Below are 12812 nucleotides of genomic sequence, written 5' to 3'. Positions count from 1 at the left end.
CTAACTTACACTGACGAAACGCGCGTTGAAAAAATCAACTTTAACATTCGTGAAGAAGAAACGGATGAATTGGTTCGTGATGCTCGTCAAATCGCCACTCCAGGCGTTCAAGGCGAACGGACCATCAAGACTCGTGTCTACAGTTCTAACGGTCAAGTTGTTGATCGTCAAGAGTTGTCTAATGAAGAAACCTTGGCTCCAGTAACGCAAATTGTCAAAGTCGGCACAGCTAAACCAAGCATGGTACCGAATGAAGCTCCGAAAGCAGATATTCTGCCAGAATACCCGCTAACTTACACTGACGAAACGCGCGTTGAAAAAATCAACTTTAACATTCGTGAAGAAGAAACGGATGAATTGGTTCGAGATGCTCGTCAAATTGCGACTCCAGGAGTCCAAGGTGAGCGTACGATTAAGACTCGTGTTTACAGCTCTAACGGTCAGGAAATCGATCGCCAAGAATTGTCTAATGAGGAAACCCTAGCTCCAGTAACGCAAATTGTCAAAGTCGGAACAGCTAAACCAAATATGGTACCAAATGATGCACCAAAAGCGGAAGCTTTAGAGGAGTTCGATTTAATTTCACTGCATAATCTCTTGGCAGAAGCGGATCAGATTAAAGCTCAGGCCAGTTATTTCAACGATAGTCAGAGTCATCAAGCTAACTATGATGCTGCTTTGACGGCAGGTCAAGCTATTCTGAGCCAATCTCAAGCTAGCCAAGCAGAAGTCAACCAACTGGTGGAACAAATCAATCAAGCCAAGGCGCAATTAAGTGGACTTGAAGTTGTCAAAACAGCTCTCCAGACTGAGTACGATTTAAATCCAAGAGTTAAAACTTCTGTTAAATATAAGAATGCGGATTCAGAAAAGCAGACAGCTTATACTGACGAATTGACCAAGGCAGAGGGAGTTTTGAACAATCAGACTGCTACACAAGTACAGGTCAACCAAGCTCTTGTTAGTCTGACAGCAGCCAAAGAAGCACTAAATGGAGTGCCTAAAGTCAAGCCGACTGTTTCAATTCTAAGTCTGACTGAGAATACTGATGATAAGTCGGTGACGGTTCAATATAGATTGGAAGACCAGACCCAGTCCTTCCGTTTAGCGACTGCAGAATTGTACCAGGGAGACCAGCTGATTCGCACTCTTCCAATTACCAACTTTGCTGGCAGCTTGAAAATTGGCGACTTAGACTACTACACAGGCTACACTCTAAAAACTAAGTTGACTTATGAATTGGATAATGGTAGCTTTACTGAGTTTGAAACAGACAGTCGTAACTTTGAGCTAGAATACAAGAAGATTGCCTTCCGTGATATTGATTCCGTTGAGTTTTATCATAAAGAAAACGACCAATACAAGCGCTTTGTATCGATGAACTCTATGCCTACGGATCTGTCTACTTACTTCGTCAAGATCAAATCAAGCGAATCCAAGGAAATTCTCCTACCAGTTCACAGCATTTCTGAAGCAGAGAAAGATGGCAAGGCAGTCTATAAGGTTAATGTAACCCTTCCTGAACTCGTCCAAGAAAGTGAAACGGGCTATAAGTCTGGGCACGACTTCTACATCAGTAAGGCAGTCCCAAGCCAGCAAAATGTCTACACTAGCTTTGCTAGATTGGTAGACGCTATGAAGCGAAATATGGCAGGAAATTATGTGTTGGGAGCTGATTTGGATGCTAGTGAGGTTAGTCTTGCACCTGCAGATTATGTCTACCTCAAAGGGAACTTCACAGGTAGCCTGACAGGTAGTCATAATGGTAAGCAATACGCCATTTATAATCTAGCCAAACCTTTATTTGAAAACCTCAAGAACGGATCTTCTATTACCAATATCGACTTTAAAGATGTGAATATCGTGGGTACCTATGACTCGGCTGCGCTGGCACGTAATGCGGAGAATGCGCGAATCACAGATGTTTCTGTTCAGGGGAGAGTATCGGTAGTAGGAAACGCCTCTAACGTAGCGGGTCTAGTAGTTAATGGAACCAATACGAAGATTACAAATAGTTCCTTTACGGGTACCATCCTATCTAACAGTCAACACATCAAAGCCTATAACGTAGGTGGTTTGGTTTCAAGCCTTAAAGGAGGAGAATCTCTTCTTAGCCAAAGTAAAGCAGATGTAACGATTATAAGTGGTGCACGATCAAATGAACAACGTATCGGTGGTTTGGTTGGACGTCTAGAAAACAATGCTCGAATTACCAAATCTTATGTGACAGGAAAAGTATATAATGCAACCACTAACGGTCAAATCGGTGGAGTGGTCGGCTCGAACTACTTTAATGGTTTAGTTGATAATGTGATCAGTAATGTTAGCGGTACAAATGTTTACAGTATTTCTGGGGATCAGGGCTACAAAAACGACCGCATTACGCAAGCATATAAAGTTGCTAAGAGTGAAACCTTGAAAAACGATCAGTTTGTTACTTCTACAATTACTCAAGAAGAAATGGAAGAAAAACTGACTGCTATGGACATCACGACTAGCCTAGATGACACGAATCTAAATACGCGTTTTGTCGACTATGGTGAGGAAAAAAATGTTCAATTCGACCGCGGATATTCTTACGCAAATATGGAGAAACTGCTTCCTTTCTACAATAAAGAAACCATTGTTTCGTTTGCGAACAAGATTCCGAAAGAGCATAAGTTGAACAAGGAGTACCTACTGGATGTTGTTCCGATGAAGGGTGACCAGATTATCACTGATATCCATGGCAATAAAACAGCAATCAATCGTTTGATGCTGCACTACATGGACAATACCATTGACTACCTAGAAATATCTTATCAGGGAGATTTCGTCAACCAAGGTATTGCTGAGTATAGTATCAAGGGGTTAGACCTTCTTTATACTCCAGAAGCCTTTGTATCAGATTATACTAGCATTCTAAATCAAGTGTTGCCAGAGCTGAACAAGGTCGTTCTTGATTCGCCAGCTATGCGTACAGCTCTCGGAGTAGCAGCAGATACTTCTTTGGATGAACTATACTTAGACACCGCATTTACGCAGGTGAAAAGTAAGCTATCAGGTGAGCTTCGAAAAGTGCTAGCTATGGATAAGGCTATCAATACTGAAGGTGAAGTAGTTAAGGATTATCTTGTTAAGAAGATTCTTGCTGATAAAGAAGCTTTCCTATTAGGTTTGACTTACCTTAACCGTTGGTATAATATCAACTATGACAACTTTAATGTTAAGGACCTATCGGCTTACAAGATGGATTTCTATGGTAAGAATGACGTTTCGGTTCTTGATACAATCATTGCTTTAGGGAAATCAGGACTTGAGAATCTCAAGGCTAAGAACAACTATACAGCATATGATAATTCGCTCTCTGAAGCAACTGGCAAGCGAGGACTCTTCAATTACCTTGAAGGCTACCGTCAGCTCTTCCTACCATACAAGACCAATAATGAATGGCTCAAGACCAATACAAAAGCCTACATCGTTGAGGCTAAGTCCGATGTAGCAGAAGCGAGACAGCTTCAGGACGCAGCCGAGGGCAAGAGCAAGTACTCTGTCGGTGTTTATGACAAGATTACAGCAGATAATTGGGAACACAAGGGCATGCTCCTGCCACTCTTGACCATGACGGAGAAGGGTGTCTATGCCATCTCTAATATGTCTACCCTCTCTATGGGAGCTTATGATCGCTACCGCCTGGATGCCAATAACAGAGTGCGTACAGACGCAGAACTAGTTGAATATGTCGAAGACAGAGTGAGAAAAACAGCTGAATACCAGCGCGACCACTATGATTTCTGGTATAAGATTCTGAATCCAGAAAGCAAGGACAAGCTCTTCCGTTCTGTTCTGGTTTATGATGGGTTCTTCTTGACTGATAAAGCAGGACAAAGCTACTGGGCTCCAGCTAATGACAAAAAATCACAGGCTATGCAGGAATTCTTTGGACCAGCTGGCAAGTGGTATCCAAGCAAGGGTTACAATGCCTATGCTACGGGAAGTGTTACCCATTTTGATAGAGCACGATTGTTAGAAGACTATGGAAACTCAGTCTACACGCATGAGATGACCCATAATTCTGACGGTGCAATTTACTTTGAAGGTTATGGCCGTCGTGAGGGCTTGGGTGCGGAACTCTATGCTCGGGGACTCTTGCAATCTTCGCCGAGCGCAGATGAACCAACTATTACGCTCAATACTCTCTTCAAGGTGGACAAGGATTCTAAGACACGTATGCATACCTATAATTTCAAGGAGCGTGTTAAAAATGCAGCAGATCTGCAACACTATGTTCATGGTATGTTTGACATGATCTACACCTTGGACTATCTAGAAGGTACTTCTATGCTGAAGCAGAGTGATGCTGCCAAGTTACAGTGGTTCAGGAAGATGGAGAATTACTATATTACAGATAAGTATGGTAAGGAGACCCACGCTGGTAACCAGACGCGAAGCTTCACTGCTGAAGAAATCAAGCAGCTGAAGACCTTTGATTCCCTGATTGAAAATGATGTGATCACTCGTCGGGAGAACAAGGAAAGTGGGAAATATGGTCGAAATGGCTACCTCAGTCTCAGCCTCTTCTCACCAATTTACTCAGCCTTGAGCAATCCAAATGGAGCACCTGGTGACGTTATGTTCCGTCGCACAGCCTATGAATTACTGGCAGCCAAGGGCTATCATGACGGATTTGTCCCTTATGTTTCCGGTCAGTACTCTCAGGAAGCCTTTGATGAAGGGATGAAAACGTGGGACGGATGGTCCGGAAGAGATGTTGGTCTCGTGACAGACCAGAAAGTCTTGGAAAATGTATTCAAGGGTGAATACACCTCTTGGGTAGCCTTCAAGAAGGCCATGTACAAGGAGCGAATTGATCAGCTGACCAAGCTGAAGCCAATTACCATTGAGTACGAGCTTAAAAATCCAAACAGTACCAAGAAAGTAACCATTCGTTCTTATGCAGAGATGCAGCAGTTGATGGACGCAGCCGTGGCAGAGGATGTACGCAACATTACCAATGCTACTAGCCGTGTCGAAGCTAGCTGGGTTAACCTGCTCAAGAAGAAGATTTACAACGCTTATCTTCGTGAGACAGACGACTTCAGACAGTCTATTTTCAAGAAATAAGGAAACGATTCTGTTTGATTAAAATTTGAAAATTCCTAGGTTTAAGGCTACCTAGGAATTTTTCTGTGGTTTCTCCATGATCTTGTTTGTGCATTCAAGACCTGATAAGATAAGGATTTTGACAGCGTAAATGAACTGAAAAGATTAGCAGTTTTTTGTGGCTATTATTTATAGCAAATAAATTGAATAATCTAGTAAATTTCGGTAGAATAGAGGGGATTCAAATCATGATGAAGGAAAGATTAGAAATGAAAAGAAGTTATTTAGGAGAAAAGCACCAACGTTTTTCATTGAGAAAAGTTTCGGTTGGTTTAGTTTCTGCTTTGGTAGGGGTTTTCTACCTTTTTAGTGGAGGAGGTTCTCTTGCAAGTGTAGCAGCCAGTGAACAGACGCCATCCGTCACAAAACAGATTCACTATAAGTATGTGACAGAAAGTGAGCTCACGGACCAAGAAAAGCAATTGGTAGTCAAAGAATTGCCACAGTTTGCTGAGGAAACAGATGATACTTACTATTTGATTTATCGTCCGACGAGACAGCTGCCTGCAACTGGTCACAGCCAACTCATTAGCTCAATTGCAGCAGGGGCAGGCATTGTGCTACTGGTCGTAGCGATTAAACTGGGCAGAGATGATCGCAAGAAACTTGCTTCATTCATGCTTTTGACCAGTCTAGGAAGTCAGCTGATTGCGCCAACTTCCTTGGCTTTGACAAATCAAATGCTGGCAGACTATAATCAGGAATTGACTGTACAGGTCGGGGAAACATTGCAATCCCCACTTACGATTGAAGGCTACCAATATGTAGGGTATTTGAAATCTCAAAAAGAAGTAAACTCTCCAGTTGATGGCAAGAAAGAGTTGAATCATTCGGCTCCTATTGATACTCCAGTCCAAACTTCGAACGGAAGCCAAGCGCAGGAAGAGTATCGTTCTCAGAAACCAAGTGATGCTCCTGTATTTGAACAACCAGAGTTAAAGGTTGATAGTAAAGATACCAGTCGTACAGAGATTATTCCTTTCCAAGTGGTGGAAGTAGAGGCGGATGATTTGCCGCAAGGTCAAACTGAGGTGATTCAGGCAGGGAAAAATGGTAGTCGTACCATCGTGACCCGCAGCTACTTTTTAAATGGTCAGGTGATCCATACAGAGGAGGTTTCCAATCAGGTAACGACTGAGCCGACTTCTGAGATTAGAAAAGTCGGAAGCAAGATCCCTTCTCCTACAAAACCAAGCCCAGGGGAGTCCGTTAGCGAGAAACCAACAGACGCTCCAATAAATGAAGTTCCAAGCTTAAACGTTGAAGAAAAAGATGTTACCACAACAGTGGCTGAACCCTACACTCGAGAACGAGTAGAGAGTGATAGCTTGCCAGTTGGCCAAATCAAGATAACTCAAGCTGGTCAAGATGGAGTGCGTACAATCGTCACCCGTCAGTACATGGTAAATGGAAAAGTAGAGAGAAGCCAGGAACTCTCTAACGAAGTGACAACTCCAGCAGTATCAGAAATCGTAACAGTTGGAACAGGCCCTGTTAGCGAGAAACCAACAGACGCTCCTGTAAATGAAGTTCCAAGTCTAGAGGTTGAGGAAAAGGATGTTACTACGACGGTAGCAGAACCCTACACTCGAGAACGAGTAGAGAGTGATAGCTTACCAGTTGGCCAGACCAAGATAACCCAAGCTGGTCAAGATGGCGTCCGTACAATCGTCACCCGTCAGTACATGGTAGATGGAAAAGTAGAGAGAAGCCAGGAACTCTCTAACGAAGTGACGACTCCAGCGGTCTCAGAAATCGTAACAGTTGGAACAGGCCCTGTTAGCGAGAAACCAACAGACGCCCCAATAAATGAAGTTCCAAGCTTAAACGTTGAAGAAAAAGATGTTACTACGACGGTAGCAGAACCCTACACTCGAGAACGAGTAGAGAGTGATAGCTTGCCAGTTGGTCAGACCAAGATAACCCAAGCTGGTCAAGATGGCGTCCGTACGATTGTGACTCGTCAGTATTTAGTAGATGGCAAAGTAGAGAGAAGCCAGGAAATCTCTAACGAAGTGACAACTCCAGCAGTTTCAGAGATCGTAACGGTCGGAACAGCTCCTGTTAGCGAGAAACCAACAGACGCTCCTGTAAATGAAGTTCCAAGCTTAAACGTTGAAGAAAAGGACGTTACCACAACAGTGGCTGAACCCTATCCAACCAAGGAAGTGGAAAGTGCAGACCTGCCATTGGGGCAAAGAGAAGTTAGTCAAGCAGGTCAAGAGGGCGTGCGTACGATTGTGACTCGTCAGTATTTAGTAGATGGAAAAGTCGAAAATACAGAGGAAATCTCTAACACTATCACAAAAGAAGCAGTTCCTCAGATTATCAAAGTCGGTACAAAACCAATTTCTACAAATGCGGATCACGCTCCTGTGGAACCAGAAAAAGGAACCCTCGACCTCGAACCCTTACACCAATTAGTGGAAGAAGCTGAGAGCATCCAGAAAACGCATCAGTATTTCAATGATACCACTGCAGATCAGGAGTCTTATAAACAGGCAGTCGCAAATGCCCAAGCTCTCTTTGAGGCATCTCATGCTAGTCAAGAACAGGTTGATTCTTTGAAAAAGGCTCTTGAAACTGCTAAGAAAAACCTAGACGGTCAACCTGTTGATAAGAAAACTCTTGGAGTTGAATTTGACATGAAGGATGTGACTCAGTCTACAGTTGCTTACCAGTATGCTGATGAACAAGCCAAACTCCGCTATCGTCGTGCTCTAGATCAGGCCAAGCTCGTTTTGGACAATCCTTTCGCCAATCAAGCCTTGGTCGATCAAGTTCGGACGGATCTCGAGGCCGCTCGTCAAGCTCTGGATGGTGTCAAGAGAAAACCAACCCTCTCTCTAGTCCGTGTCGAGAAGGAAGAAGACAAACGCCAAGTTTCTCTTAGCTATCACTTGACGGATGCTACAGCTAGCTATCAATCAGCCAAAGCGCAGCTATACAAGGGTGAAACGTTAATCAAGGAAGTCGATCTTGTGGACCTCGCTCAAAAATTGACATTTGATGACTTGGACTACTATACTCCTTATACCCTCAAAACCGTCATGAAATATGACCTAGGTCAAGGGGAACAAACTAGTATAGAGGATCAACGTCCAGTTCAGCTAGATTATAAGAAGGTTGAAATCAAAGACATTGACCGCATCGAACTGTACGGTAAAGATGGTAGTCACTACCGACGTTACCTATCCCTGTCGGAAGTGCCGTCTGATTTGGACAACTACTATGTCCGCATTCAGTCAGACAAGTTCAAGGATATGCTCTTACCAGTTTCTAAGATTACAGATAAGGGCAATGCCTATTCCGTAACGGTATCAGCTAATCAGCTCGTCGAGGGAGAAGGGGGTCATTATCGTCCAGATTACTCTTTTGAACTGCCGAAAACGCCTCTTAGCCAAGAAGGTGTCTATACGTCTTTCAAAGCGCTCATAGAGGCTATGAAGTCAAACCCGACTGGAAACTTCAAACTAGGAGCGGATGTTTCAGCAGATGAACTCCAGTTGGAACAGTCTGCGACAAGCTATGTACCAGAAGAATTTTCAGGTAGCCTAACTAGCCGAGTGGATGGCAAAGATTATACCATCTACAACTTGGCAAAACCGCTCTTTGCAACCTTGAAAAATGCCACCATCCAGCAACTGACCTTGAAATCGGCTGCAGTGACAGGCAAGGATTCTATAGGGGCCTTGGCTAGCAATGCTCAAAATGCAACGATTACGGATGTTTCTGTAAGTGGTAGTCTATCTGGGAACAAACATATCGGTGGACTCGTAGGAGTTGCCCAAAACACAAAACTAACCAATGTTGCCTTTAAAGGGTCTATCACCAGCACCCAAGATGGGGGGCAGGAGTACAATATTGGTGGCCTGGTCGGTAATTTCCACGGCAACCAATCACTGGCGCAGAAGAGTCAGGCGGATGTATCTATCCAAGTAACGGGTCGAAATGGAGACCAGCGTGTTGGAGGATTGATCGGTCGTTTGCAGAATGGAGCTAGATTAGAAACTTCTTATGTGTCTGGTTCTATCCAAAATGGAGGTCATTCTGGCCAAGTCGGTGGAGCAATCGGGTCTACTTGGAACAATGGACAGGTCCGAAATATCTTGACCAGTGTCAAGGTTCAAAATGGTCATGCGATGACAGGAGATCCCTATCCTGAGGCTTCTGTTCGGGACTCTTATGTTCTTGAGGGGACTACAGCAAATCGAAAAGATGAGCGTTTTGTCCGTTCTATTTCAGAGGCCGATGCGCAAGCCAAACGTCAGTCCTTTGGAATCACTTCAAACTTGACAGACCAGGAGCCATTGCAGCAAGCTTACCAGCATCAAACAGACTATAGTCGAGTGAGGGGAGCTCAGGAGTCCAGAAAGCAAGCCTACGAAAATGTAGAAAAACTATTACCATTCTACAACAAAGACTTTATCGTTCATACAGCCAACCAATTAGCTGAAGATGATAAACTCAACAAAGTAGCCCTGCTAGATGTGGTTCCGATGAAAGATGGGACACTGATAACGGATATCAACAGTCATAAGGGTGAAATCAATAGACTGATGCTGCATTATGCAGATAAGACGATCGCTTATCTTGACCTGACCTACAAGGGTGATTTTGCCAATGGCCAGATTGCAGAATATAGCATCGCTGATAAGAATTTGCTCTATACTCCAGAGGCCTTCTTATCTGACTATCAGATCATTAAAGAGAATGTCTTGGATGAACTCAAAGCTGTGACTTATGACTCAACTGCAGTGCGTAAGGTACTGGGAATTGGTGAAACAGCTTCCTTGGATGATCTTTATCTGGAAAAAGCCTTTGAACAAACCAAAGCCGAACTAGGTCAGGAACTCCTCAAGGTGCTTTCAGTTGACAAGTCGATCAACACCCTAGGCCCTGCTGTAGCGGATGCGATTAGCCAAAAGATTCTGCAGAACAAAGAAGCCTTCATGCTTGGCCTGACCTATCTCAACCGTTGGTACAATGTCAATTACGGAACTTTCAACACCAAGGACCTTAATGCCTATAAGTTTGATTTCTTCGGTAATCAAGCCGCTTCGACACTTGATACCATTATCGCTCTCGGTAACTCTGGAATGGGCAATCTTCGAGCACAAAACAACTTCAATGCCTACCGACAATCCCTAGCCAAGGAAAAAGGCAAAGGAGACCTCTTTACATACTTAGAAAGTCTGCGTGAACTCTTCTTGCCAAATAAAACCAACAGTGAGTGGTTCAAGGAAAATACCAAGGCTTATATCGTAGAAGCTCGTTCAAGTCTGCCAGAAATTCAGGCTAAACAGGACAATGCAGATCGTAAGAGTAAGTATACAATCAAGGTCTATGACAGACTGACTCAGGGAGATTGGGGCTTCAAGCAAATGGTCCTCCAACTTCTAACCTTACCTGAAAGAGATGTCTTTATCATCAGCAATATGTCGACCATTGCCTTTGGTAGCTTTGGAAGCTACAGGAAAGAAGGTGGCAGAGTTCTCTCAGGCGAGGAACTCCATCGACACGTTGAAAAACTTGTGGATCAATCAGCTGAATGGCAACGAAACCACTATGACATGTGGTACAACATTTTAAGTCCAAACAGGAAAGACACTTTATTCAGACGGGTGATCGTTACAGACGGTTTCTTTGTTTACAATGATAAAGGCCAGCAATATTGGGCTCCGCGTAATGATAAGACCTCTGTTGCTATGTACAATTTCTTTGGTCCTGCTGGGAAGTATCACGGAGACAATGGACTAGGGGCCTTTGCTAATGGTTATGAAGTCTTCTACGTCTATGACCAGATGCTGGGAGCTTCTGGTACCATGGTCTATACCCATGAAATGACCCACAACTCGGACGGTTCTGTCTATTTTGAAGGACATGGTCGTCGTGAGGGTGAAGGACCTGAGAGCTTTGCTACAGGAATGTTAGAGTCTGTAACCAATGTTAGCGAAAAAGGTCTCGTTCTCAATAGCTTCTATCAAGGAGATAAAGATTCGACCACACGTTACCATACCTATGATCCTGTTGCCCGATTCTCCTCAGCAGATGCTCTTCGCGACTACATGCATGGAGTCTTTGACGTACTGAACCTTCTGGATTATGTAGAAGGGGATATTGTTACTGGAGTTCTAACTGATCAACAGAAAATGAAATGGTACCGTAAGGCTGAAAATTATAACTTTGAAAAAACTTCTTATGGTAAACAAGCTCACGCTGATGATCGAATTGTCCCTATAACTGCCGAAGAAGCAGCCAAACTAAAATCTGTTGATGATTTGGTTGATCATAATATCATTGGTCGTCGCGATGGTTGGGATAGAGCTAACTTTGGACGAAATGGCTACTATGTCATCAATATGTTTGCTTCCTTCTATGCAGCTCTGGACAATCCAACTGGTGCACCTGGGGGACTTATGTTCCGCCGTAGAGCTTATGAATTGCTCGGAGACAAGGGTTACCAACAAGGATTTGTCCCATATGTATCTGGCCAATACGCTGGTCAAGCCCTCAAAGAAGGTAATAAGACCTACTCAATCTGGAACAGAGGAGATGTCGGAGTAGTTGGAGATGATTTGGTTTTCAAAAATCTCTATGGTAGTCAGTATGAATCATGGAAAGATTTGAAGAAAGCTATGTTGAATGAGAGATACAACAAGGCGCAAACATTCCTTCGTCCAATCACCATCGAGTTTGAAGCAGGAAAACTAGATAGCAAACGACAAATTACGATTTCTTCTTATGAGGAATTACAAGATTATATGTACTTAGCAGTACTAGCGGATGCCTCAGCTAAGAACATTGATCGTGCCTTATCAGACAGCTCTAAGAGCAGTGTCGCCCAACTCAAGTATCGTATTTTCAATGCTTATCTACGTGCCACAGACGACTTCAGACAGTCTATCTTTGAAAGATAAGTCTCTTGCAAAAACAGACACGAAAAAAGAAGATCCAAGTGATCTTCTTTTTTCTATGAAAATTACTAGCTTACTACTAAAAACGAATGAATTTACAAACAAATTGATACATGATATATTTCTTGCTCGAAATGTCTGTTTAGAAATTTGAAATCATTCACCATCTAGTATCCTCATTTTGAAATTTCTTTTATTTTTCATGAAAATATGATAAAATGATAGCTGAAAAATTTTTAAGGAGATTCAGATGAAAACAAATACACTTGCTCGCGTAAATGCGATTTTTGGTCTTATCGCAGGTATTGTTTTACTGTTGGCGCCTCTTGTTATGTTTATGATAGCTGTCGGGGTTGCTGCAGTGACGGAAGACCCTGATGCAACAGATAGTATATTGAGGATTTTTATAATTATTTTTTCATTGGTGAAAATTGCTGTCTTGGTTTTAGGAATTGTGTCTATTGTCTATTACAAGGACGATGAGCGTGTGACGCCAGCACCGTCTGTTTTGTTTATCGTGGGTGGTTCTGTTGGATTGATCCCATTCTTGGGCTGGGTAGGAGGAATTCTGACAATCATTGGTGGATCCCTCTATTTTGGAATTTTGAAAAAATTCGAGATTCAAGAATAATGACTTTTTGTTAGGATTATTTTCAAATAAGAGAAGGCGATTAGCCTTCTTTTTTGTCATCAAGCAGGGGTAAATTTGACAGGATAAATAAGCTTTAATAATCGTAAAATCTAGAGTATTTA

3 protein-coding genes are annotated in these 12812 nt (G+C 43.0%); all 3 read left to right on the top strand.

What is annotated here, in order from left to right; translation table 11 throughout:
* Positions 1-5103, top strand: a 5103-nt coding sequence (locus M1F63_RS06910) for a ZmpA/ZmpB/ZmpC family metallo-endopeptidase (protein ID WP_247941061.1), incomplete at its 5' end; no start/stop codon positions are given.
* A gap of 227 nt (positions 5104-5330) precedes the next feature.
* Positions 5331-12062: a ZmpA/ZmpB/ZmpC family metallo-endopeptidase gene (locus tag M1F63_RS06905; RefSeq protein ID WP_425608235.1), complete on the top strand. Its 6732-nt coding sequence runs from the start codon at positions 5331-5333 to the stop codon at positions 12060-12062.
* A gap of 247 nt (positions 12063-12309) precedes the next feature.
* A complete protein-coding gene (locus M1F63_RS06900; protein ID WP_129313331.1) occupies positions 12310-12690 on the top strand; it encodes a hypothetical protein in 381 nt (126 codons plus the stop codon).
* Positions 12691-12812: the final 122 nt, after the last annotated feature.

This window comes from Streptococcus oralis, from assembly GCF_023109155.1.
In the GTDB taxonomy this organism is placed as follows: domain Bacteria; phylum Bacillota; class Bacilli; order Lactobacillales; family Streptococcaceae; genus Streptococcus; species Streptococcus oralis_BZ.
The sequence above is the reverse complement of the archived record's forward strand: the minus strand, read 5'-3'. Positions and strand labels throughout refer to the sequence as shown.